General features: G+C 44.0%; 17 protein-coding genes. 10 read left to right on the top strand and 7 right to left on the bottom strand.

The features are described from left to right. Window positions 1-7: 7 nt before the first annotated feature. Window positions 8-1927: a nitrite/sulfite reductase gene (locus SUN_RS07730; RefSeq protein WP_012083245.1), complete on the bottom strand. Its 1920-nt coding sequence runs from the start codon at window positions 1925-1927 to the stop codon at window positions 8-10. Between the two features lie 226 nt (window positions 1928-2153). Between SUN_RS07730 and SUN_RS07725 the strand changes: the two genes are divergently transcribed. The 3 genes from SUN_RS07725 to SUN_RS07715 all read left to right on the top strand — a co-directional run bounded on the left by SUN_RS07725 (window position 2154) and on the right by SUN_RS07715 (window position 7146). Further along, window positions 2154-3434 (top strand): MFS transporter, encoded by a 1281-nt coding sequence (locus SUN_RS07725; protein ID WP_012083244.1) that lies wholly within the window; start codon window positions 2154-2156, stop codon window positions 3432-3434. Window positions 3435-3500: 66 nt separating this feature from the next. After that, the gene (locus SUN_RS07720; RefSeq protein WP_041672728.1) at window positions 3501-5498 is read left to right on the top strand and encodes an ATP-binding response regulator; all 1998 of its coding nucleotides are present in this window, start codon (window positions 3501-3503) and stop codon (window positions 5496-5498) included. A gap of 13 nt (window positions 5499-5511) precedes the next feature. Beyond that, window positions 5512-7146: a bifunctional protein-serine/threonine kinase/phosphatase gene (locus SUN_RS07715; protein ID WP_012083242.1), complete on the top strand. Its 1635-nt coding sequence runs from the start codon at window positions 5512-5514 to the stop codon at window positions 7144-7146. 88 nt (window positions 7147-7234) lie between these two features. On the opposite strand, the gene mltG is transcribed toward SUN_RS07715, so the two are convergent. Next, window positions 7235-8188 carry an endolytic transglycosylase MltG gene (gene mltG / locus SUN_RS07710; RefSeq protein ID WP_012083241.1) on the bottom strand — a complete coding sequence of 318 codons (954 nt, stop codon included), beginning with the start codon at window positions 8186-8188 and terminating at the stop codon, window positions 7235-7237. Here mltG and SUN_RS07705 point away from each other — a divergent pair. After that, on the top strand, window positions 8115-10778 hold the full coding sequence (locus tag SUN_RS07705) for a DUF3971 domain-containing protein (protein ID WP_012083240.1): 2664 nt from the start codon (window positions 8115-8117) through the stop codon (window positions 10776-10778). The two genes, mltG and SUN_RS07705, sit on opposite strands and share 74 nt — an antisense overlap. Here the strand turns inward: SUN_RS07705 and SUN_RS07700 are convergent, their stop codons facing one another. Together SUN_RS07700 and secA are read right to left on the bottom strand one after the other, a co-directional pair. Continuing rightward, entirely contained in the window at window positions 10779-12005 is a 1227-nt protein-coding gene (locus SUN_RS07700; protein WP_012083239.1) for an ABC transporter permease, read from the bottom strand. Then, window positions 12006-14645 (bottom strand): preprotein translocase subunit SecA, encoded by a 2640-nt coding sequence (gene secA / locus SUN_RS07695; RefSeq protein ID WP_012083238.1) that lies wholly within the window; start codon window positions 14643-14645, stop codon window positions 12006-12008. Window positions 14646-14815: 170 nt separating this feature from the next. Between secA and lolA the strand changes: the two genes are divergently transcribed. After that, window positions 14816-15340 carry a LolA-like outer membrane lipoprotein chaperone gene (gene lolA / locus SUN_RS07690; RefSeq protein ID WP_012083237.1) on the top strand — a complete coding sequence of 175 codons (525 nt, stop codon included), beginning with the start codon at window positions 14816-14818 and terminating at the stop codon, window positions 15338-15340. A 1-nt stretch (window position 15341) separates the two neighbouring features. Next, entirely contained in the window at window positions 15342-16889 is a 1548-nt protein-coding gene (gene rmuC, locus SUN_RS07685) for a DNA recombination protein RmuC (protein ID WP_012083236.1), read from the top strand. 110 nt (window positions 16890-16999) lie between these two features. On the opposite strand, the gene thiI is transcribed toward rmuC, so the two are convergent. Then, complete coding sequence (thiI, locus tag SUN_RS07680; RefSeq protein WP_012083235.1) at window positions 17000-18460, bottom strand: tRNA uracil 4-sulfurtransferase ThiI; 1461 nt, start codon at window positions 18458-18460, stop codon at window positions 17000-17002. A gap of 147 nt (window positions 18461-18607) precedes the next feature. Here thiI and SUN_RS13080 point away from each other — a divergent pair, with 147 nt between their 5' ends. From SUN_RS13080 to arsC, 4 genes are all read left to right on the top strand, one after another. Then, window positions 18608-21049 (top strand): EAL domain-containing protein, encoded by a 2442-nt coding sequence (locus SUN_RS13080; RefSeq protein ID WP_012083234.1) that lies wholly within the window; start codon window positions 18608-18610, stop codon window positions 21047-21049. A gap of 76 nt (window positions 21050-21125) precedes the next feature. After that, entirely contained in the window at window positions 21126-21569 is a 444-nt protein-coding gene (locus SUN_RS07670; protein ID WP_012083233.1) for a hypothetical protein, read from the top strand. Between the two features lie 216 nt (window positions 21570-21785). Beyond that, window positions 21786-24116: a putative bifunctional diguanylate cyclase/phosphodiesterase gene (locus SUN_RS07665; RefSeq protein ID WP_012083232.1), complete on the top strand. Its 2331-nt coding sequence runs from the start codon at window positions 21786-21788 to the stop codon at window positions 24114-24116. Between the two features lie 4 nt (window positions 24117-24120). Continuing rightward, window positions 24121-24474, top strand: coding sequence for an arsenate reductase (glutaredoxin) (gene arsC / locus SUN_RS07660; protein WP_012083231.1), 354 nt, complete (start codon window positions 24121-24123; stop codon window positions 24472-24474). A 118-nt stretch (window positions 24475-24592) separates the two neighbouring features. Here the strand turns inward: arsC and SUN_RS07655 are convergent, their stop codons facing one another. Then, entirely contained in the window at window positions 24593-24922 is a 330-nt protein-coding gene (locus tag SUN_RS07655) for a hypothetical protein (RefSeq protein WP_012083230.1), read from the bottom strand. Further along, entirely contained in the window at window positions 24919-26127 is a 1209-nt protein-coding gene (locus SUN_RS07650; protein WP_012083229.1) for a molybdopterin-dependent oxidoreductase, read from the bottom strand. Before SUN_RS07650 ends, SUN_RS07655 begins: the two co-directional genes overlap by 4 nt. Window positions 26128-26189: the final 62 nt, after the last annotated feature.

Raw genomic sequence — 26189 nt, 5'->3', positions numbered from 1 at the left:
TATAAAATTATACCTCCTTCAATGCTACAAGCAGTTCCGAGAATACCTGCGCACGTTCACTTTTGTTCTCATGCGTCATGTTGTAGATGACTTCAGAGAGTTTAGGTGGGACCGCCGGATTGAGTCTGCTGACTTCGTCACGTTTGATCTTTCTCGGGCGTGCCAGGGTTGGTGAAAGTCCGTCAACCGCTTCAAAACGCTTCTCTCCGGTAAGGAGCTTGAAGAGTTTCAGGCCGAAAGTGAAGAGCTCATACTCCTCTTTTCTGCCACTTGCCGGCTCTTTTTCAAGTTCGAACATCACATCCAGGCCGAGCTTCTCACGAAGGACGTAGTTGATCTTGGTAAAGAATGAGATCGCCTGATAGCTGTAATTATGGCTGAAAAAACGTGTCTCGAACGCTTCGAAGGTTTCGCTGCGTTCTTTGTAGTCGGCGTATATTTTGAGCAGATACTTTACATGATGTTTCGCTTCTGTGATCGGAAGTGATTTATGCAGGACATGAGCCTCTTTCGCCCTGCGGGTAATCTTCCCGCCTATGAAGATGTGCACACCGTCAACTCTGTTTCCCTCTTCATCTTTGGCCTTGCATCCTTCAAATCCGATATCGGCGATGCCGTGTATGCCGCAGCCTTTGGGGCAGGCTGACCAGTTCATGCGTACCTGTGCATTTGTGATGGACACTTCAGAGTTGAGGAAGTGTGCCATCTCTATAGCGTCGGGTTTGTTGGGGATGACGCCGAAGCTGCAGGTATGGGTACCGGCACAGGCGATCATATCCTGAAAATAGAGGTTGTTGAATGCTGCATATTTTGCAACGAGCGGACTCGCTTCAAGCCCGGTCAGTTCCTCCTGCGGTATGTTGACAAGAAAGAGGTTCTGGTCATAGCTAAGCCGCAGGTGTCCACTTCCGTAAGTTTGCGCACTTTTGGCTGCTTCGATCATATCGGTACCACTGAAGATACCGGAAGGCACAATGACCTTGTAGGCATAGGTATTGTCTTTGAGCAGTATTTTGTTGGAGCCCATGGCAATGTTCTGGGACTGTACCATAGTCACGCCGGCCTCGGCATAATTTTTGCCTGCTTCCTCTTTCACTGCCTCTATGAAGGCAGGGACACCCACGTCACTCAGGAGGAAGTGCAGGCGGTTCTTGTTCCGGTTGTCGCGGTAGCCGTATCTTTTAAATACACTCAGCAGAGCCGTGTAAAATTCGGGAACTTCATCTGCGGTAACGAATAGATCGGCATCTTTCGCCTGTACACCGACCCTGGCTCCCAAATAGACATTAAAGCCGAACCGTCCCTCTTTTTGGGCAAGGACAAAACAGCAGTCATGCCCGAAGATATTACAGGAATTGGAGAGTGAACCGAGTATCCCGGTATTGAACTTACGGGGCAGGGTGGAGATCCATTCAGGATTTTCTATAAATTGCTTTTCGAGTCTGTCTACAATGGGTTTGGTTTCAATGATATTATCGTAAGCAAGCCCGTCAAGAGGGTCAGAAACAGTATTTCGTGTATTGTCCGCACCTGTCTGAAATGTGCTAAGCCCCACCTCTTTGAGTGCATGAAGTACTTTGGCAATGTTCTCTATCTGAATATAGCGCAATACGACCTGCATACGCGTGGAGATATCTATATAGTCATTGGCATAGGTTTGTGCAACTTCACCGATCCGCAGTGCCTGTTCATGGGTAAGTTGGCCGGAAGGAATACGCACCCTCAGCATGAAATCCTCACCCTTGTCAAAGAGGCCGAAACATTTCAGGAAGTAGGCAGAGTCTTCCTTGGCCAGGCCTTCATACCCGGCAGCTGCGATCTCTTCAAGTTTGGCATAGACCTCCAAAGGATTCTTTAATGATTTGGTAGCCTCTACCTTGTTGACTTTTTTTGATCTGGCTTCGAGTGCTTTTTGCAATACTTCCATGCGATCGGACCTCCTGTATATAATTGTTTTATTATAGCTGTACCGTGAATATTTTGTGTCTTATCTATGATTAAAAATTAATCAATTTAATTTTATGCTATTCATGATTTATAGGGATAGCCCCAATACAGTGATTTTATGAATGATTAAAAATTAATCAATATAGTGGTTAATGATTGGAGTAATCCGCTGTATAATTCACCTAATATTTATTAAGGAGAACAAAATGGCTGGATTTAAAGCACTGAAAGGACAGGGTCACTTTCCGACTCTGTTCATGGCTTTTTTATATTTTGATATGAGTTTCATGGTCTGGACGATGCTCGGACCACTTTCAACGGAGATCGCGGAAGCCCTTGCGATGCATGGTGAGATCATTACAGCAGGACAGAAGGCGACACTGCTTTCACTTCCTATCCTCTCAGGGGCGATCCTGCGTATCGTACTTGGTTTCGGGGTCGATAAACTTGGAGCAAAAATGACCGCCCTGATCGCCCAGGCGATCGTTATCGCTTCTTTGCTGCTTGCCTATTTTAAAGGCGGTGATATTACATACGACCAGCTTCTGATCGTTGCGCTTGGACTGGGTTTTGCAGGGGCTTCATTTGCCGTGGCGCTTCCGCAGGCAGGACAGTGGTATCCGCCAAAGCTTCAGGGTGTGGTTCTGGGTATTGCCGGTGCGGGTAACATCGGTGTGGTACTTGACTTCCTCTTCGCTCCGAAGATCGCAGAACTTTGGGGATGGGAATCAGTGTTCGGTGTCGGTGCGATAATGGCTATTGCAGTATTTATTGCCTACCTGTTCCTGGCAAAAAATGCTCCTGAGTCTGTCTATAAGGCAAGACCGAAAAAGGTTTCCGATTACCTCAAACTGCTTCGTGATAAAGATACATGGTGGTTCAACCTTTTCTATGCCATCTCTTTTGGTGGTTTCGTAGGGTTTGCGGGATATATGAAAGTGTACTTGATGAACACTTATCAGGCAGATATGAGTGCTTTCGGGCTTAATGTGCTCGATGAGCCGAACGTCAAGGTTATCGCCGGTTATTTCGGTGCCCTTACCATCTTTGCCGGTGCGGTACTCAGACCTGTCGGCGGGAATATCGCAGACAAGATCGGTGGTGTGAAAGCACTTTATTTCTTTTACGGTGCGGTTGCGGTGCTGGCTGCTATGCTTGCATTGATCGATCTGCCGTTCTTTGCAGCGATCGCCGTGCTTTTCTTCATCATGGCAAACCTTGGTATGGCAAACGGCGCGGTCTTCCAGCTCGTACCGCAGCGTTTCGGCAAAGATATCGGTATTATGACCGGTATCGTCGGATGTGCCGGAGGTCTTGGGGGTACGGCGCTCATAAAAACGCTTGGTTGGTCCAAAGGTGCCTTTGACGGCTATATGGCAGGATTTCTCATCTTTGCAGCTGTCGTACTTGTGGCCATTGCCGGACTTAGCTTCGTAAAAACAAGATGGAGAACGACCTGGGGAGCAAATGCAGGTGGAATGATATAATACATAGATTACAGTGATCATTTGGTATACTTAACAATCTAGATAATAAACAGGTGGCACTATAATATGAAAAAAAGTTTTATTTTGACTGCATCAAGTACACTGCTTTTTGCCAACGATGCATCTGCAGGAGAGGGGAATACATTTTTGTATCTGCTGCTCTCTCTGCTTCTGGTTCTTTTGTTCGTTTTTCTTTTTTTTGTAAAACGTATACAGTTCGGAAAAGCAAAAAAGGCAGAGGATAGTGAGAAGAGCCGTACGAATCCGGAGTTGCTTGAAGCATATCGTATTGAGACCAAAAAGATCAAGATAGAGAATCAGCCGTTCAGGCTGAGCGGCCTGCTGCATATTCTGACAAACAAGATCAGCAAAACACTCAAAGAGCAGAGACATCATCTTCACTACGATGTGGACAGTAAAGTGGGCAGGTATATTGTCGGTGACAATGATTATATTGAGCAGGTACTCGAAACGCTTCTTCAGAGTGCTATTGCACTTAGTACTGATTCAGAGATTGTTCTGAATATATCGAGATCGAAACAGAATTTCATTGTGTTTGATGTTACTAATGAGAAGGGGCTCATACCCAAAGCACTCTGCCGGGAGTATCTTGATGCCAAAAATGTTTCTGATCAGAGGAGCGGGGAGATAAATACCTTTGTCAAAGCCAGGAAGATTGCTGAAGCTATGGGGGGATCCCTTACACTAAGCAGTAGCAAACGCTTGGGAACACACTACACTTTCAAAATTCCATACATCCCGGACAAAGACAATAGAAGTCACCAGGAAAAACTAAAAAAATTTCTTGAGGGGAAACGGGCCCTTTTTATCGGGAAGACAAAGTATGATACCAAGCGGGTGCAATACATTTTTAGGACCTACGGTATCAAGATAAGTGACATGAAACTCGAAGATTTTGAAAAGAAGAAACCTGATTTTGAGAAATACAATATGGCTATTGTCCGGTCCTCGGACCTCACTGCAAAACATATTGCTTTTTTCAAAAAAATCTATCAAAATCCGAAGAGTGAATTTAAGATCATTGTTATACATGAACTATTTGAACCGGAAAATAAAATCGCTCTTAGTAAACCGATCGCACATGCGGAACTCTTCAATCCTGCCATCATTGGGGATGTAGAAGAGATACTCTACCAAATATTCATTCTTGAGAGCAAGGCAGTCAAAGGGATCAACAATATGGAGGTATTTGATTCTGAGACATTTGTACTCAATGGAAACAGATCGGTCCGGGAAGAAGATTTGAAAAGATTCAGTGGCGCGCATATTGCCGTGGCGGAAGACAGCAAAGTTGATCAGCGGATCATTCGAAACATACTCAGTAAGGCAGAAGGAGCTTCTCTTTTCTTTGTCGATAACGGGCTCGATATGATCAAACTGCTTGATGAGAAGGATATCGATATTATTTTTACTGATATAAATATGCCGCTTCTCGATGGCTTGACGATGACGAAAAGAATACGTTCCAATCCAAAATGGAAGAACATTCCTATTATATCGATTTCATCTATGGCGTTTAAGCATGAAATCAGATCGATGGTACTTGCCGGTATGAATGCGACTATTTCCAAACCAATTACAGCACAGGAGGTGTATCGGGCGTTAGACAGGTTTCTGAAGGTTACTCCTGCCATGCAGGAGAGAAGTTTGAAAAAAGAGAAAAAGCAGAGTGTCTATACCGGGTACAACCGTAATGTTTTGGATGTGCAGAAAGGCCTGGAGGAGGTAGGAGAGAAACAGCAGTATATGGAGATACTACTTGAAACTATGGAAACCCTGAAGGGAAGTACAAAGCAAATGTCAAAAATGATCTACGATGATGAATATCATGCGCTGAAATCATATGTCAGAACACTGAGCACTTTGTATAAAAATATTCATGCAAACGAAATGGTAAAGATGTTGGATGAGTTGACACAGTATTTTTCAGAAAGTAAAAAAATCTACCTGATGGAGTACGCAGCGCTTTATCAGAAAAACTGGATGAACCTGCAAAAAGAGGTTAATCGATTTGTCGTATTTGTCACCAAAGAGGATAAGTAGAAGGTAGGCACATATGTCAAAACAAAATATTGAGACCTCCGGGTTTACGCTTGCCAAAGGTACACAGCTTAAAGGGGATGACTTCTTTGAAGTGAAGGTGATGGAGAATATTACCGTTGCGGTGGTCTGTGACGGTGTAGGATCAGCCTTGCAGGGTGCTGAAGCAGCTAAGCGCACGACACAGTTTTTGGTACAGTCGCTCAAGAACCGTCCACGCAGCTGGAGTATGGAGAAGTCCATTCGCCATTTTATTGAAAATATCAACCGTGTACTGTACCTTGAATCAATGGAACAGTATGCGCGTCAGGAGCTGGTAACGACGCTCACACTGGTAGTTGTTGAGGGGGACAGACTGTACGGTGCCAATGTGGGGGACAGCCGTATCTATCTGGCGCGTAACGGTCAGTTCGCGCAACTCTCTTCTGACCATGCTATGGAGGAAGAGGGAATGGAGAATGTGCTCACTTCCGCTATCGGGCTTGAAGAGCATGTGGAACCGTATTATTTTGAGAACAACCTTCAAGTCGGTGACCGCATATTGCTCTGCAGTGATGGACTCTACAATGAACTCTCGCAGGAGGAGTTGGCTGACGGATTGAAAGTGGGGGCTTCTTTCCTGATCAAGAAAGCGAGTAAACAACACAACGATGATCTGCCTGACGATACCACGGCAGTGATCATCGAGATCAAAGAACTAGACCCCAGGCTGAAGCTTAAGCAGACGGAACTGATCATACAGGAACAGTATAAAAAAGGGGAGGAGATCGACGGCTATAGACTCTTCAAACCGCTGATACAGAACAACCGTACCTGGCTCTGTGAGAAAAAAGGTGTGCAGTATGTCATCAAGTTTGCTCCTTTCGAAGCGCTGGATGATGAAACGATACTGGACTTTTTTGTCAAAGAAGTCTGGATGGCAAAGCGTCTCAAGGCAGGTTTTTTCCCCAAAGCGGTGATCCCTAAAAAACGTACCCACCGCTATTACATCATGAGTTATGTGGAAGGCATACCGCTCAAGGAGTACATTGCCAAAAAACCGATTTCAGTTGACCTGGGCGTGGAGCTTGCCCGTTTCCTTCTGAAAATGTCACAGTTCCTTATCAAGCTCAACCTGGTACATGGTGATATCAAGCCCGAAAACATCATTGTGACCAAACGCAAAGAGAAAATAATTTTCAAGATAGTTGATTTCGGCAGTATCACGGAAGCATATTCCAAGGTAACGCGTGCAGGTACCCCTTCCTATCTGGCACCGGAGCGTTTTTTGCAGGCACCCATTACGGAACAGACGGAGGTCTATGCTATCGGTGTGGTGCTGTACGAAGCTTTGACACAGAAGTTCCCTTTCGGTGAGATAGAACCGTTTCAGAATCCAAGCTTTGACAAGAATCCGAAGCATCCGACAAAGTACAATGCAAAGATACCCGAATGGCTGGAAAGTGTTATCCTTCGTGCCGTAGAGAGCGATACGGACAAACGCTACCACAACTACTCGGAAATGCTCTACGAGATCGACAATCCTGAGAAAGTACAACCCTATTTTGACAAGAACCTTTCATTTATAGAGCGGAACGAAATGATGGTATACAAAGTGGGATTCGTGACGATGTTCATACTGAATATTGTGCAGCTGCTTTTTTGGCATTGAGTATTTAGGGTTATTAGATGGGGCCTATAATGTTGCAGATTTATTGGTGCCGTGAGGGCACAGCACCCTACGTGAATTTTACCGTGTTCTATCTAGCCTTCTTCACATTCTTCCTATGTGCCTTAAAGCTGTCTGAGAAGTCATGCGTACCCTCTTTATTCTTCATAAAATAGAGATGCTTCGTTTTTGCCGGTCGGATGGCTGCCCGGATGGCAGCTATGCTCACTGAGCCAATAGGTGAGGGCGGCAGGCCTTTATGTTTGTAGGTATTGAAAGTGCTTTCATCATTTTTGATGCGTTCCCGTGTGACCTTGACATGGGAGTATTTTCCGTAATTGAGCGTACCGTCCATCTGCAGGCGCATCCCTTTTTTCAGACGGTTGTAAATGACAGAGGAGACCAGGGACATCTCTTCTTTGTTGGCTGCCTCTTTCTGAATGATCGAGGCGACCACCAGTACTTTCTGCCACTGTTTGGTATTGTACGTTCCATAGATCTTCTCCGAGATCGCCTTGTATTTCTTTTCGGATTCACGCACAAGAAAATGCATCAGGTGCTTTTCTTTAATCCCGTAGGGGACATAATAGGTATCGGCAAAGATCCCTGCTTCGGGATAGAGGGAAAATTCATGGTAATATTTGTAAAGTTTTTTGGGGTCGAGTTTCAGCTCTTTTGCCAGCATATCAAAAAAGATCTCCGAAGTCTCTCCCGGGATCAGGGTGACTTTGTTGATCATCGCTTTAGATGAGGTGAGTTTATGAAGAAAATCGATACGGTTCATCTCATTCTTCCCCAGAAATATCCAACCCGTCTGCGGACTGCCCATGACACGCAGAATAAAGTTGTCGACAACGGATACAGCGTATCCTTTTTTAGCCAGCTGTGATATAATAATATTAATAGAACCTTGAGGAATGTAGAGCGTCTGCGTCGTTCTGACGGGTATTGTAGTGTAAAAGGCAAGCGCAATGATCAAAACGACGGCAATGTTCTCTGCCCATACCATCCATGTTCTCCATGTTGCTTTGCGTGATACACTCATTGTTCTTATTATCCTTTTTGGAGCCCTCTTTGTCTGGCTGAAATCCGGTATCCATGTGGAGCATCTTAGTTTCAACCATTATGAAGTAGATGGATTATACATCAAACTCGATAAAAAGCTTACACTTACAGCGAAACATATCCTCATTCCAAAATCCAAGAAAAAGCCTTCATTTGATAATGTGGATACAGTACTCGACCGTGTGAAATATCTGCTGACATTTTTTCATTATATCGAACTGGAGAAGGTTGATTTCAAAAACAATCATTACAAGATCATATTTGCAGATGATGTACTGTATATTACCAGTGATGACTATGAGATCGCCGGAAATGTTGGGCGTAAAGGACGTGTTCTTGTTGCGGATATCTCACTCTTTTATATTAAAAAAGAAGATATTAACATGGTCGGAAAACTCAATTATGACCTTCCCAGCGACAAGCTGATCCTTGAGGGAAAATATGAGGCATATAACATTACGGGAAGATTCAAGGCGATCAAAGAGGATCATATGCTCCAATTTATTGTCAACAGTGATCTGTTTGGTGACTTGAAAACATTCATAGACAGGCTGCCGATGAATGAGAAGGTCAATGCATGGATCACTCGAAAGATAGAGGCAAAATCCTACAGACTCTATATGTTGACAGGAAAAGGTATCGTTCATGGTACCGATTTTAAGCTCGACTGGAATTCCCTGAAAGGGAATGCTCTGCTTGAAGATGTTCAAATTCACTATAAAGAGGGACTGCCTCCTGTCAAATCGGAGAAGGTCGTATTGAATTATAAGCAGAATAGCCTCTTTTTTGATCTGACCAATCCCACATATGAGAACAGGGAAATTAATGCCACGGTTTCTATTACCGATATAGGTAAAGAAAAGGATACACGTCTCAATCTGGACATGTATTTCAATACCAGGATCGATGCAATCGTACAGAAAATCCTTAAAGCCTATAAACTCAATATTCCTGTACTGCATGAAGGAAACAGGTCTAAAGTGCAGGTTAAACTGGGTATTCCGCTTGGTCATATGCCCAATAGAAAGATCAATGTCTATGTCAAGGCACATCCGGGCAAGGGAAATCTCTATCTGGGAAAGCTGAAGCTGCCTGTACAGAGCGGAGATATCACTTACAGCAATCATACGCTTACCCTCAAAGATATCAAGTTGAAATCGCAGTGGTATGAAGGTACGGTCAATGGGAAAGTACATACTAAAAGCAAGAAGGCAGACCTTGTCCTGCAGGCGAAGAAAATAGAATTCAAAAAGAAAAAGGAAACGCTTTTCCTCCTGACGAATAAAAAGATCCCATTCAGTGTCGATTATGCCAAAGGGGTTCTGGTCAGCATACCTTCTTTCAAGCTTAAGACCAGACAGAATGACCAGGGTTTGAAAATCGAGGCGGCGGATCTTGCCAAAATAAAGCCATACCTGAAAAAAATGGAGATAGATATAGATGGGGGCACAATGGAGATCAGCAGTAAAGACCTTGGTACATTTGTATTTAAAGGGGTACTGACAAGATATGACTGTTTTATCTATGATAAGAAGACCTGCCATACCAGAGTGCCATGTTTTGGAACGGTAAGTCCGAAGGGAGTCAATTTCTATGCTTTTAACAAGCGAGTACATTACGATACTGCCAAATCTATGATTACCCTGAAAAACCTTAATATAGACCTGCAGAAGTTCCTTGAATCCAATCTGCGCTTGAAAAAAATAAAAAGTAAAAAAAAGAGTGGTAAAAAAATAGTGATCAGAGGTATAAAGAGCAATTTACGTTATGACAAATATACATTGTTGACAGATGCCTACACAGTTACGATCTATCCTAGAAGCAACACAATAACGGCAGTCGGAAATCTTGGCAGCGACAAAGTGACATTCCGAAAAACAGGAGCAAAGATCGCTATTGAAGCCCTGCGTATTCATGACAGGATGCTGCACCCTCTGATCAATTTTGACGGACTTCAGAAGGGACGCTATACATTCAGGATCTCCGGAACACCGGGTAAACTGATGAAAGGCGAGATTCTGCTTGATGGAGGGGTACTGAAAAGTTTTAAAGCCTACAGTAAGACACGGGATTTTATCAGGAAGGATAAGAATTTCTCCCACATTGAAGACCCCGGGTTGACTAAAAAAGGTTTCAAAATTCAGAAAGGAAAGATATTGTATCGTATCGTCAAGGATAAAGTAATATTTGATACGGTTTATGTCAAAGGGGACACGGCAACGATCGTGGGCAAGGGGACACTCAATATCAAAACTAAAAAGCTCAATATTAAGCTGGCTGTCCAGATGGCACGTAAACTCGGTAAAGCAGTAGGGAGTATACCACTATTGGGTTATATCCTAATGGGAAAAGACAACAGCGTGACTATGGGACTTACGATAAAAGGAACACTGGATAATCCCAAAGTAAACTATTCTGCGGCCAAAGAGATCCTCTCACTGCCGTTCGATCTGATCAAACGGACTTTGCAGTCACCGGCACATATCATCAATACCGGGAAAAAGAAAAAGACGACCAAGGTCCCTGTGATCGAAGAGGTCACGATCCCGAAAAACAAAGTTGCCCCCTGACTACTCGTTTCTCAGGACTGTGAGCGGGTCGGTCTGTGCTGCTTTCTTTGCAGGATAGAGGGAAGAGAGCAGAATGATGATGGAGGTACCGAGTATAATGAAGCCAAAATCACTCATGAGCAGGTCGACAGGCAGTTTACTGGTTCCGTAGACATCTTCCGGCATGGAGATGATGTTAAAAGTTTTCAATGCCCAAATTCCCAGTGTACCAAGTAGTGTCCCGGCAACGATACCTGCAAGTCCGATGATAATGCCCAACCGGAAGAATATGGAACGTATCTCTGCTTTGGTTGCGCCAAGTGTTCTCATGAGAGCGATCTCGGAGCGTCTACTCATCACCGTCATCAGCAAAGAGGAGATAATGTTCAGAGAAGCCACGAGAATGATGAGTAGCAGTACGAGGAAAAGTGCTTTCTTCTCCATTTCCATGGCTGAAAAGAAATTGCCATTCTGCATCCACCAGCCTTCTATGACAACGGAGGGGGGAAGCTGCTTACGGACTTTTTCAATATCATCAACAGGGTTCTTACTGTAGATATGCAGGCCATCATAGTATCCCACCTCGCGTTTGAGCAGTTTTTCAAAGGCTTCAAGCGTAGTGTACATGATCGCCTTGTCATAGGCTTTCAGGCCGGACTTGAAAACGCCATCCACGACGAAACGTTTTTGAAGCGGCATTGTTCCAAAGCCTGCAGCGGTCTGCTCGGAAAAATAGAGCGTGACCTTATCACCTTTCATCGCATTCATTTCATAAGAGAGCCCCTCTCCGATGACGACCTTGAATTTACTTTTACCATCTCCTCTGGCTTTTCTAAAGACGTCATTAAGCTGGCTCTCTTTGTCATAGTCCACGCCATAGAGCAGTGAACCCTGTACAGCACCGTCATTTTTGGTAATAACCTGTGTCGTATAGTAGGGGGAGAATTTCATATCGGGAAATTTCCGGGAAAGTTCCTTGACCAGATCGATATTGACAGCATTCTCTTCAATGGGGAGTACAGTAAGAGGGTAATTCATGACAAAGAGCTTTTTGGTGAACTCCTGCTGTGTTCCGTTCATGACCCCCATGGCGATCATGAGTACCATCACGCCTGCAGCGATACCGAAAAAAGCGAGCAGGGCGGAGATGAAGATGAAGGGATTTTCTTTATCGTATTTCAGATAATGTTTAATGATGTGCCCAACAAAGCGCTTGTTGGGTGAGACATGTTTAAGTATGGCGGACATTTAAGCCAACAGACCTTTTTTCGGTCCGCTCTGTCCGCAGCAGTTTTTGTATTTCTTGCCTGAACCGCAAGGGCAGGGGTCGTTTCTTTTTGGTTTTTTCGTACCTGTGATCGGTTTGAGCTTTTCGGAATCCTCTGCGATCACACCTTCTTCAAAGGACTGGTTGAGTGAAGCATCAGCTACTTCGCTTTCCAATTCTTCCCTGATCTGCTCAATAGCTTCCTCTTCCTCTTCAGGCGAAGTGAAATCGAACTGCACAAGGTGCAGAACTTTGACCGCTTCAAGCTTGATACGCTCTACAAGATCGGTAAAGAGTTTGTAGCTGTCCTGCTTGTATTCGGTAAGCGGATCTTTCTGGTTGTATCCTCTGAGTCCGATACCTGTTTTGAGAACATCCATCTCGTAAAGGTGGTCTCTCCACTGCGGATCGAGTACCTGAAGGTAGAGAATACGTTCGATCTCATTTCGCTGTGCCGGCTCGAGCTGTGACATTTTCTCTTCGTAAATGTTCTCCATCATTTCGGTGATCATCGCTTCGAGTTCCTCGGTCTCTTTGTCTTTGAAGTACTGCGGGTCGACTTCGATACGCAGTTCCTCTTTGATGAGTGCCGCCAGTTTTTCTATATCGAAATCCTCTTTCGGCATTCCTTCGAAGATTTCAGCTTCGGCAAGCATGTGATGTACATACTCGGCACGGTTCTCTTTGATCTTGGCATCGATATCGAATTCAGGGTCAAGCAGCTGGTTCCTGAAGGCATAGATTGCTTTTCTCTGATGGTTGGCGACATCATCGTACTCGAGAATGTGCTTACGCGATTCGTAATGCTGGTTCTCTACTTTTTTCTGTGCTTTTTCGACAGAACGGGTGACGATCTTGGAGTCGATGTACTCTCCCTCTTCCACGCCAAGCCTGTTCATGATATTTCTGATCTTCTCTCCGCCGAAAATGCGCAGCAGGTTGTCGTCAAGCGAAAGGAAGAACTGACTCTCACCCAGGTCACCCTGACGGCCTGAACGCCCTCTGAGCTGGTTGTCGATACGTCTGCTTTCGTGTCTCTCAGTACCGAGGATGGCAAGACCGCCCAGCGATCTCACTTCATCGTCTATTTTGATGTCGACCCCGCGTCCCGCCATGTTGGTCGCAACGGTTACGGCACCTTTTTGCCCTGCATTCTTGATAATCTCTGCTTCCTGTGCATGGTTCTTCGCATTCAGGATATTATGTGGTATCTTCTCTTTTTTGAGTCTCTCATGGATCATTTCTGATTTTTCGATGGATGCCGTACCGATGAGTACAGGCTGACCCTTGCTGTGGTACTCTTTTACTTTGCGTACTACAGCGTCAAGTTTCTCTTTTTCCGTATTATAGATCAGGTCATTCCTGTCGGCACGCTCTACAGGGACGTTCGTTGGAATGGAGATGACATCCAGCCCGTAGATCTGTGAGAATTCCGTCGCTTCGGTTTGTGCCGTACCGGTCATACCAGCAAGTTTGTTATAGAGTCTGAAGTAGTTCTGGTAAGTGATCTCTGCAAGTGTCTGTGACTCTTCCTGTATCTCTACGCCTTCCTTGGCTTCGAGCGCCTGGTGCAGTCCTTCGGAGTATCTTCGTCCTTCAGAGAGCCTTCCCGTAAATTCATCAACGATGATGATCTCATTGTCCTGGACAACATAGTCGACATCTTTTTCAAAAATATTATGTGCCTTGAGCGCCTGGTCGAGGTGGTGCGAGAGTACGGCATTTTCAAGTGAGTAGAGATTGTCAACTTCAAAGAGGTCCTGTGCTTTCTGAAGACCCTGTTCGGTCATGACAATGGTCCGGTTCTTCTCGTCAACGATGAAGTCCCCGGTGGTCTTTTCGTCTTCACCCGGTTTGGTCTCTATTTTCTCTCCGCGTTCCATCTGTTTGGCAATGGCATCGGCTCTGGCATAGTGGTTCTGGTCTCTCTGTGTCGGACCGGAGATGATGAGTGGTGTTCTCGCCTCATCGATAAGGATGGAGTCCACTTCATCCACGATGGCATAGTTGTGCTCTCTCTGCACCTTTTCTTCAAGACGGACTTTCATATTGTCACGCAGATAGTCGAAGCCGTATTCGTTGTTCGTACCGTAAGTGATGTCCGCATCATACTGCGCTTTTCTTCCTGCATCGTCCTGTATGTCGGCCGTGATACAACCCACGCTGTAGCCGAGGAAGTTGTAGAGTTCACCCATCTCGCTGGAGTCCCTTTTTGCCAGGTAGTCGTTCACAGTGACGACATGAACGCCTTTGCCCGTCATGGCATTGAGTACAACGGCCAGTGTCGCGACAAGCGTTTTACCTTCACCCGTCTTCATTTCTGCGATGTTGCCGTCATGCAGTACCATACCACCGACCATCTGCACATCGTAATGTCTCAGCCCCAGAACACGCTTACTCGCTTCACGTGTAATGGCAAAAGAGTCATAAAGGACATCCTCCATACTCTTTTCTCCACTCTTCACCGATTCTCTGAGTGCATTGAAGGCTACCTGCAGCTCCTCATCGCTCATGGGTTCATAGGTTGATTCCAGCACATTGATGTTGCTGACGCGCTTCATGTAGCTTTTGACGATTCTGTCGTTCTGTGTGCCGAAGACTTTTAGTACGGATTTGATCATGTTTATACTTGCCTTAAATAAATTGGCTTAATTTTATCCAAAAAGTGATTAATAATCCGTTATGGTAAAGATAAGCTCACAGTACTTTCACGATTTTATGACAAAATGGCAGATATTACCCCTTAGCAAGTGAGTTTTTGGTATATTTCAAAAGTTAAAAAGGATAAGAATTGAGAAAAATATTAGTAAGTATGACTATAGGGATTTCTCTGTATGCCAACGGGATCACTCTGCCTGACTATTTTAAAGCGAACTTTACCCAGATGATCACCAATACGAAGAAAAAGACTATCACGTATAGTGGCAAAGTATTTTTTTCCACGCCCTCCCTGATGAAATGGGACTACACCAGACCGACAAAAAAAGAGGTTTGCACGGACGGGAAGGAGTTGAGAGTGGTAGACCATGATCTGGAGCAGGTCTCCACCTATCTTATCTCCAAAGGTTTCAACCTGAACGAGATCGTCAAACAGGCAAAAGAACACAAATCAAACATTTATGTTGCCCATTATGGGGGTAAGAGTTATACGATCCAGACCGACGGGAAAAAGCGGCTGCAGAGTATAGCCTATTATGATGACCTGGACAACAAGGTACAGATAGTATTTAAAAAGATCAAGTATGGGAAGGGAGCACTGAGTCGGCAAAGCATGACTTGTACCGCTCCCAAAGAGTATGATGAGATAAGGGGGTAAGATGCAAGAGATCTTTCAAACGATACAGAACGATTCGACACTGATGTTCGTTGCAGGTATTGCGCTTGTCGTCCTTCTGGTCATTGTGCTGGTAGTGGTAGTGTTCTCTACCAAAGCAAAAACATTGAGTGACAGACTGGTGGAAAGTCATGAGCTCGACAGAGTGAAAAGCATAAAGATCGATGCACTTGAGAAAGAACTTCAGAGTGTTAAGATCACTAATGCAGGTTATGAACAGGAGCTTCAGCATTTCTCACAGGTGAGGGAAGAGCTTGCTTCCAAAACCGAGCAGGTCGCAACACTTCAGACAAAGAACAGTGTGCTTGAGAAGGAACTGAGTCAGACAGAGACACAGCTTGAGAACCTTGAAAAGATGTATGAGAACCTGCTGAAAGAACACAAGGAGCTTCAGGGGCGTTTTGAACATTTGCAGGAGGAGAACAACAGGTTCCAGGTGAACAATGCAAGACTGCTGATGAAACTGGAGACGGAGAGCAGGCATGCTTCCAGCAAACTCGAGATGATGCAGGAGCATAAAAAAGAGCTCAAAACGGAGTTCGAGCGTCTGGCAAAACAGATATTCGACGGCAATTCGGAAAAATTCGCAGAGTTCTCCAAACAGAATCTTGACAGTATGATCAAACCACTGCAGACACAGATAGAAGAATTCAAAAAACAGGTTTCCGATACGTATAATGCCGAAAGTCAGGACCGGGCAGTCCTTAAGAATGAGATTAATTCGCTCAAAGAGCTCAACGAGAAGATCAGCACGGATGCCATCAATCTGACCAATGCGCTCAAAGGCGAAAGCAAACAACAGGGTGTCTGGGGTGAAATGGTACTGGAGCATGTTCTTGAAGCTTCGGGACTGCGCAAAGGTCATGAGTTTGAACGTGAAGTCTCTTTGCGAACGGATGACAACGAAGTGCTACGTCCCGATGTCATTGTACATCTTCCCGACAACAGGGATCTTATCATTGATGCCAAGACTTCCCTTATCTCCTACGAACGTTTCATCAATGCAGAGGATGAAGCCAACAAAGCCAAACATCTTGCCGCACATCTCAACTCCATCAAAATGCATATTGAAGAGCTGTCAAACAAGAATTATGAGCGTCTCAAAGAAGTCAATACACTGGACTTCATCTTTATGTTCATGCCGATCGAAGGTGCATTGGCTGTGGCACTTGAGCATGATAACAGCATTTATGACAATGCCTTCAAAAAGAAGATTCTTCTCGTAGGCCCAACCACCCTGCTAGTTGCTATGCGGGCGGTCGAGAATGTCTGGAAGTATGAACGGCAGAATCAGAATGCCCAGGAGATTGCAAGACGGGCAGGGGCGATGTACGACAAGTTCGTACGTTTTTCTGAAGACCTTATCAAGATCTCCAAACAGATCGATGCCATTCAAAGCAGTTTTTCCGCAGCCAAGAACAAACTCAGTGATGGAAAAGGCAATCTGGTACGCCAGGTGCAGCAGCTCAAAGAGCTGGGTGCCCAGACGAACAAACAGATACCCAAAGAACTCAAAGGAGAAGAAGAGTAGCGTAAACGTAAAAAGATACCAGGACAGCTAATACAATAATATTCTTTTAAAATTCGTCTCACCTCTGTACTATAATGGGAAGGTTGGGAGTACGTTAAAGAGGAAGGAGATTACGGCCTGTAAACCCTGACATTCTCTAGATTTTCCGAGTCACGCAGGTACTGGGCATGCAGCTGGCTCATGATGCCTTTGTCGCAGTAGAGCAGGTACTCCCTATCCTGCGGCAGTTTTTTGAATTCTGTCTTGAGCTTGTGGAAGGGGATCTGTATGCTTTCACATTCTGTCTTGATGCAAGGGGCGTCTGTGCGTATATCTATGATGGTGTAGTCTCCGCTGTCGAGGTTCTGTACGACCTCAACAGGCGCACTCTGGCTGACATCGTCCACGATATCGCGGATATCGAGACTGACGGCATCTTCAACAGCCTTGTCAAGCACTTCATAGTTGAAGCGTTTTGCCTCTTTCTCCATGCGTTTGTAGGAGCCGTGAATGATGGGGTTCTTGGAGATGACACCGCAGTATTCGGGCATATTCTCCGCAAAATAGCGTGTGCCTATTTGGGTGGCGATGTCGATGATGTCCGGTTTGTTAAAGGTGGCAAGCGGACGCAGTACCAGTTTGTTGGTCACCTGGTCGATGAGCGCGAGGTTCCTCAGGGTCTGGCTGGAGACCTGTGCGACGCTCTCTCCCGTGACAAGGGCATCGATACCCATCTCGTTGGCGATCTTTTCTGCCGCCATCAGCATGAGGCGTTTGAGGGTCACACCCATGTAGGTCTCCGCTGTGGAACGGAAGATCTCTTCAACGACAGTATCGAACGGTACGGAGATGAACCGGACAGGATGTGAAGTGCCGTAACGGCTCCAGAGGTACAGAGAGACCTGTTTCACCCCTATCTCATGTGCCGCGCCGCCGAGGTTGAAGAAAATGAAGTGGGTCTTGATGCCCCGTTTCATAGTCAGGTAGCTTGCCACGGTGGAGTCGAAACCGCCGGACATCAGGGAGAGCACGTCTCCCTGTGTGCCAATGGGAAAACCGCCAAGGCCGATATGTTTCTCCGTGATGATATTGAGCTGGTTGTTGATGAGCTCGATGCGTACCGTCTCCTCCGGATCATGCAGGTCCACTCTCGCCGCAGAGCTGTGTGCCAGTGTATAGCCACCGATGACGCGCTCCATTTCCGAAGAGTTGAAAGAGTGGCTACCGGTCCGTTTGGCACGCACTACAAAGCTTTTGGCCTCGATGGTCGGGGCTACGATCTCACAAACCTTTTCCTTGATCTTCTCAAGATTGTCCATATTGTCGAACTGCAGCGCTTCAAGTACCTGTTCGATACCCGGTGTATGCAGGAGCGTGTTACGTACTTCTTCCAGACAAGTGACGGGCGTGACTACCTCTATCTTGTCGGAGAATTTCCTGATGGCTATCTGCTCATCTATTCTGCCGAGCAGGGTTTGGAGATTGCTGTAAAGTTGCTGGACCATCTGCTTTTTGGCCGAAGAGCCTTTGACCATGATCTCCGGAAAGAGCTTGAGGATGAATTTTTGTGTTTTGACGTTGCTTTCTGTCACGACATGCTGCCTTGAAATAAAATGAATCGTATTATATCACAAGAATTTTTCTGAAGTATTTATATGGGAGTACACAAAAATAAGAAAAATATATGTTAGAATATTACATTGTCTTCATGTTATTGAATGACGGAAGGAAAAACTATCATGAAACGTATGAAAATTTTCATTCTTTTCGCAGTACTTTTGTTCGTTGTACTCTTTTACCGTACTTATGAACAATATCAGGAGATCAGCAAGACGCAAAAACTCATCGTTCTGCATGAAAGTAAATCACTTGCCGAATTTATCTCCTCCTTCCGCCAGACCTATCAGGATGTCTTTCTGCGTGAACATATAAAGATCACCGATACCAGTTTGAACCTCCTGCCGGTCAAGACTATTACTGAGATCAGTGAACGTTTCAGTTCAAAGGTTAATGGGGAGATCGTCGTACGTACGGTCTCGGACCGTCCCCGGAACCCTCTTAACAAAGTAGACCGTTTTGAAGCACAGATGATCGACTATTTTAAGTCTCATCCCGAAGAAAAATACAAATTCTTGGAGAATGGGGAAACATATAGTTTCATCAAACCGATGTATATCGAAAAGAGCTGTCTGCGCTGCCATGGAAAGCGTGAAGAGGCTGTACCCAGTATACGAAAAAGATACAATAAAGCCTATGGCTATAAACTGGGAGAAATACGCGGTGTTATGCATATCAAGATCAAAGACCGCGATCTTTTTGCCGGACTGTATGACAACTTCCTGAGTTCACTGTTAGCTGCCATACTGATTTATGTACTGCTGCTTGTGGTCATCTATCTTTTAATCAAACGTATACGCCACAAAGATAAAGAGTATCTCGAAAAGTTGGAAAAAGATATTGAGAAAAAGACCCGTGAGATCAACAAGCAGAAAGAAACTTTTGAGACACTGTTTGAAAAATCGTCAGACGGTATCCTTATCGTTGACGGTTCAACATTCATCGAATGTAACGAAAAAATGGTTGAAATATTGAAATATGATTCAAAAGAGAAACTTTTGAACATGCATTATACTTCCATGGTCCCGAAATTCCAGCCGGACGGCAGGAACTCTTATGAAAAATCGAAAGAGATGGTCTTACTGGCAAAGAAATACAAAGGCTATCAGTTTGAATGTGTTTATATTAGGGCCGATGGTGAAAAATTTCTGGCCGAAGTGACGTTAACACCTATTATGCTGGGAAAACGGCATGTCATCTATACGGTAGTAAGAGATATTTCTGACAAGAAAAAAGCCCAGCAGGAACTTTTAAAACAGAAAGATATTTTGCATCATCAGGCGCATCATGATGCCTTGACCGGATTGCCGAACCGGACACTTTTCAGTGACAGGCTCGAACACGGTCTTAAGCTTGCAGAACGTCATCTTGGTAAATTGGCACTCTTCTTTATCGATCTGGATAATTTCAAGCAAATCAATGATTCTTTGGGGCATCAGATAGGAGATAAAGTACTTGTGGTCGTTTCCAAACGTTTGAAGGCCAAGATACGTCAAGAAGACACTCTTGCGCGCTTGGGTGGAGACGAATTTACCATCATTATGGAGAATTTTAAGGACGTACAGCAGGTATCGGTTCTGGCACAAAAAATACAGAAAGTTTTGAACCAGCCAATGCATATAGAAGGACATACACTCTATATTTCCTGCAGTATCGGTATCTCTTTCTATCCTCAGGATACCCAAAATGCCAATGATCTTGTCAAGTATGCCGATGCAGCGATGTACAAGGCCAAAGAGGAGGGGCGTAACAACTTTCAGTTTTATTCAACAGAAATGACAACTTTGGCATACGAACGTGTGGTCATGGAAGCCAGCCTGCGTCAGGCGATCAAAAATGAAGAATTCATTCTTTATTATCAGCCCCAAGTCAATGCGCAAACCAGTAGAATGACCGGTATGGAAGCTTTGATACGCTGGGAACATCCGCATCTTGGTATGATTCTACCTGACAAGTTCATCCCACTCGCTGAAGAGAGCGGGTTGATCCTGGAGATAGACAGATGGGTAATGCGTACGGCAATGAAGCAGGTACGTGAATGGTATGCACGCGGACTTGATCCTGGTGTACTTTCGCTGAACCTCTCTATGCGGCAGTTGAAAGACGAAAACTTCATCGATGTGATCAAAGAGTATCTACATATGATGTCATTTGAACCTGAATGGTTAGAGTTCGAAGTGACTGAAGGGCAGATGATGAAAAGGCCTGATGATGCAGTGGCATCGCTTGGAGAGATTAAGTCGATGGGTATCAGTATCGCTATTGACGATTTTGGTACAGGCTACTCTTCCCTCGGTTACCTGAAACGTCTACCCGTCAGTAGACTCAAGATAGATCAGAGTTTCATTCATGGTATTCCTGAAGACAGAGAGAATGCGGCTATCGTAAAAGCAACTATTGCGCTGGCGAAGAGTCTCAGCCTGAGTATTATCGCTGAAGGGGTTGAAAATGAAGAACAAAAAGAATTTCTACTGTTCAACGGTTGTATTTCTATGCAGGGGTACTACTATGGGAGACCAATGACAGCCGATCAGATAGAAAAGAAGTGTTTTGATATCTGCTAAACAATGACCTACATCAAAGTTTTGAGCTGTGGTTAACGTTAAAATAAAAGATAAATTACAGAACTTGGAGAAATAGATGAAAAAATCAACTATACTAATTACTGGTACACTACTCTTTATACAAATACTCAGTGCGGATGAAAATAATATAACAGTCAAAGAATATCCGCTTAAAAAAATGCAGCAACAGAACAGGAGCATTGTAAAACTGGCCAGTGAAGAACTTAGCAGGAACCTGCCTCAAAAAGTGGATAAATATACAACACTGATGAAGATCGAAGGGAAAGGCGAGACACTGCTATATATTTTTGAGATCAACACCGGTACGAAGAGTGATGAAGCGGTACAGAAAGAGGGCAGAACACGTATGCAAAAAGCAGTCACAAATGGAATATGCCACAGTTCCAAGCGCTTTCTCGATGCTCATATCAGGATAGCCTATATCTACCACAGTGCTACAAGTAAGAAAGAGCTGTTCCGTTTTAATGTAAAAAAGAAAGATTGTGAGTATTTTGATTAGTCCTGTAATAATTTTTATGATTACTAGTAAAAACGCTAGTTCTGATTTGTTGTATTTTTTTCATAGTTGGTCTTGCTTTAGATCAAAAATTTATATTTTAAATAGTTTTTAATTATAAGTTTTTATTAAAAATAATATTTATTCAAAGAGAAAAAGTGTATAATATCTGTAAAAATGAGGTTGTGAGATTGCAATTGAGAGTAAAAGGCTGGATGAATGGAGAGAATGATTTCTAATGCATCTATTACGTTGTATGAACGTATAGAGTATGATAAATTAAGTTTTTTCTATCTCTCTTTACCTATTATTCTGCTTGGCCAGTTACTAGGGGCACTTCTTTTAAGTGCTATGGAAATGACAGCCGTTGATTTGTATTCAATTGGCATCTGGTTACTTCTGAATATTATTATGTTTCTTTATCGTATTTATCACTACAGTCTGTTTAAAAGAGAGAGTGAAAAGAATAAGCATAACAATGCAAAACTATGGCTCGATCGCTACTATACTAACGTACTGCTTAGTGGAATTATCTGGGGAAGCAGTGCATTTCTATTATTTCCTGAATCAAATCTTTTTGGTCAAATGATACTACTTCTTTTTCTCTTTGCAGTAGGTTTCTCTTCTTTAGGGGTATTGGCGACAAAAAGGGATTTACTTTTAAGCTATATATTTGTGATGTATGGGCCAATCGTATGGCGGCTTTTCTTTTTAGCTGGTGATCTGTATTTAAATTTCGCCTATGCAGTACTTTCTCTTGTCCTTGTCCTGATCCTTGCAGCAAATTATTATGGGAAAATCATTAATAAATCATTGGAAGATCGTCAGCAGTTTATTGATATTAAAGTATCCCATGATAAGCTCAGGGAACGTTTTTTTTCTCTATTTGAACGTGCACCTGTAGGTATTTATTACTATAACGAATCATTAATCCTCCAAGATGTGAATCAACAATTCAGGAAGATGAGTAATATAAAAAATAAAGAAGACCTTTTGGGTATCTCTCTTTACGAAGATATTGATGATGCCAAGATTCTTGAAGTTCATGAAAAGGTTTTTAAACGGCAAACAGGAGATTACCGTGGTCCTTTTCAAATGATCAGTGGCACTATAGAAGAAAATCTTTATGTCGACCTGTCAACTATACCAATGCTTAACAGCGAGGGAGATATTACCGGTGGTATAGCCATTGTGAATGATATTACAAATGAGGTCACCGCACAGGAAAAGATGCTTCGAAATGCTTATTATGATATGCTTACTAATATTCCAAATCGTACACTTCTCATGGATAAACTTCAAAATCTTGCTGAAGTCAAAAAATCCACTAAAAACTATGGCGCATTGCTTTTTCTTGATATAGATAATTTTAAAAAGATCAATACAACATTTGGCCAGGATATTGGTGATAAAGTCATTAAACAAGTAGCTCACAGGATTGAAGAGTTTATTGGCAGTCACGAAACACTGGCAAGAGTGGCCGGTGATAAATTTGTTATTTTAATTCCTAATATCGGCATGGATGAAAATACAGCCAAAGATGCTACTACTGAATATGTTGAAAAGTTTAATCAGCATTTTACACGGCCAATAAAAGTAGTTGGGAAAGATCATCATGTGAGTTTTTCGATCGGTGCTATTCTTTTTGCAGATACAGAGGCAACAGCCTTTGACCTTTTAAAACGCGCCGAGACCGCTATGTATGAAGCGAAAAAGAGTACACGAGGCAGTATGAAATTTTATCAAGACAGTATGAGTACGCAGGTCGAAGAACAACTCATGCTTGAAAATGATATACATAGAGCTATTAAAGATGATGAATTTGAAATGTATTATCAACCCCAACTGAAGGTAAAAACAAATGAGATCATTGGTGCTGAGGCATTGATTCGATGGCACCATCCTGAAAAAGGCCTTGTTCTGCCAGATGCATTTATTCAACTTGCTGAAGAGAGTGGAATCATTATTAAACTTGAAGAATGGATATTTGACAGGATATTTAAAGATGTTAAAGAGATGAACAGGGATATGGGAGGATTCAGTTTACATCATATTTCTATCAATATCAGTACGGTGCATTTCCTGGAGCCACATTTCGTTGAAAAAATAATGCTGCTTGTAAAAGAACATAAAGTAAAACCTGAATGGTTTGAATTGGAAATAACCGAGAGTGGTATTATACGAAATATTGACGATGCCATACGAAAGATCAGGGAATTGAAAGGTTTCGGATTTGCTTTCTCCATTGATGACTTTGGCACAGGTTATTCCTCATTATCGCATCTTAAAGAGCTACCTGTTGATGTTATAAAGATTGACCAGTCGTTTATACGAAATATGAACCAGGATGATGAAATGATAGTAGAAGCGGTTGTTGCGATAGGACAAAAATTTCACTTGGGAATTGTCGCTGAAGGTGTTGAAAATAATGATACCTTGAAATATCTTCAGCATGTAGACTGTGATACCTATCAGGGGTATCTTGCCTCTATGGCTGTCCCTCTTAAAGATTTTGAAGCATTGTTGAAACCGAAAAAGAAAAAGGAGTGATAAAATGAGTAAAGTGATTATCTGGCATAACCCAAGATGCAGCAAATCGAGAAATGCGGCTATGCTACTTGAAGAAAAAGGTATAGAGGCTGAAGTAGTCAAATATCTTGAGACTCCGCCGACAAAAGAGGAGATCAGAGAGGTGTTGAAGATGCTCGGCATTTCGGCACGTGAACTGATGCGTACCAAAGAGGAGATCTACAGGGAATTGGGGCTTAAAGAAGTTGAGGATGAAGAGAAACTCATCGAAGCGATGGCTGAGTATCCCAAGCTGATCGAAAGGCCTATTGTCATCAAAGACGGCAAAGCGGCTATCGGACGGCCCATAGAAAAGATTGTTGAATTGCTAGACGCGTAGGTGCCGTGTCCTCACGGCACCAATAAATCAAAACTGCAATGTATGTTGCATTGTTTAGGATGAAAATGGTACTGTCAGGGGACAGCACCCTACGAAACAATGGCAGGTAAAATACTGCCTATTCTTCCTTTCCGTTCCCGTAATTCTCAAAGAGATAGTTCGTCACCGTATCTATATCCTCCTTGGTATAAATAGGTGCCTTGAAGACTTTGATCATTTTAATGACTTTGTCATGCCAGAATTTTCTGGACTGATTCCCCTGGTTAATAATGTAACCGAAAGAGTGGCACATGTTGCATTTTCCTTTGGTGGAGTACATGCCTTTTCCCTCTTTCATGGGGAACTCTATATGGGGTATTTTGATCCCCTTTTCTATCTTTACCGTTTCATTGGCATGCAGGGAGTGCAGGCAGGCAAAGAGCATGAAGAGTGCTGTGAATTTTTTCATGACAGTACCTCCACAGCAACTTCGTCGATACCGTTGTATTTGTAGCCGCCTCGGTTCCATTTTACCTCGTGAGCAAAAGGCTGTGTTTCACCTTTGGTATTGGTGGCCCTGGCCATAATGGACAGGCTGCCTGTCCGGTCGGGTGTGAGTCTGTAAGTGAAGGTTCGGTAGGCGTATTTCCCCTGCTTGCCGTCATCGAGTGATGCAGCCTGCCAGCCTGTTCCGCCGTCGGTCGAGATCTCAACTCTGGCAATGCCGTGGCCGCCGTCGAAGGCAACGCCCCTGACAATGAGTTCTGCATCTTTTCTGACCTTCGTACCGTTCACCGGATAGCCGATCAGAGCATTGACGTTCATCTCCTCTATCGGTTTGGTCTTTTCTGCAAGATGGTCGGGTGTTTCACATTCGCAATTATTGTCAGGAATGCGGTAGGCATGGTCCATGAAATGCAGCGGTGGTTTTGTGTCGGTGACGGTAATGTTGGAGAGCATTTTGATCCAGCTGTCGGAGTAGAAGCCGGGAAGAATGAGCCGTACAGGGAAACCGTTGAGGTAGGGAAGCTCTTCGCCATTCATTTCGTAAGCGATGATGATGTCGTCGTGTATCTTGCTGAGTTCCAGCGCACGGACGAAACGGTCCGTTTTGCTGTAAACCGGTTTTTCAAGGCCATTGAATTTGATCCATGCGGCGTTCGGTTTCAGACCTGCTTTTGCCAGTACGTCTTTGAGCCGGGCTCCTTTCCACTTGGCGCAGCCCATTGCGCCAGGCCCCCACTGGATGCCGCCGGGTGTCGGGTGGAAAGCGCTTCGGCTGTTCCCGCCGCATTGGAGTACGGATGTGATCTCGACAGCTTCGAACTCCGTTTTAAGCGATTTGAGCGATACTTTCGTGGGCTTTTTTACTTCACCGTCGATGGAGATGCTGAAATAGTGCGGGTTGATGTAGGTAGGGATCATCGGCATATGCCAGCGCACGAAGAAAAGGTCGTTGGGGGTAATGGCATTGGCAAAGACTTCCCTTGGTGTCTCGAGCAGTGGAGGCCTGTCGGAGTAGGTGATCAGCGGTCTTTTCTGCGGAAGGGCAATGTCTGACACTTTTCTGTTGTCTACAGGGTGGCCTGTTTCATCTGCCATAAGTGTGCTTCCGCCCAATGCGGCACTCCCGGCAACCGTGGCGGCTTTTTTGAAAAAATCTCTTCTTTTCATAAATCTGTCTGTCCTGAAAATTTTTTGACGATTATACTAAAAAGTTTATTCGATACTCTTTT

The organism is Sulfurovum sp. NBC37-1 (assembly GCF_000010345.1).
GTDB lineage: Bacteria > Campylobacterota > Campylobacteria > Campylobacterales > Sulfurovaceae > Sulfurovum.
The sequence above is the reverse complement of the archived record's forward strand: the minus strand, read 5'-3'. Positions and strand labels throughout refer to the sequence as shown.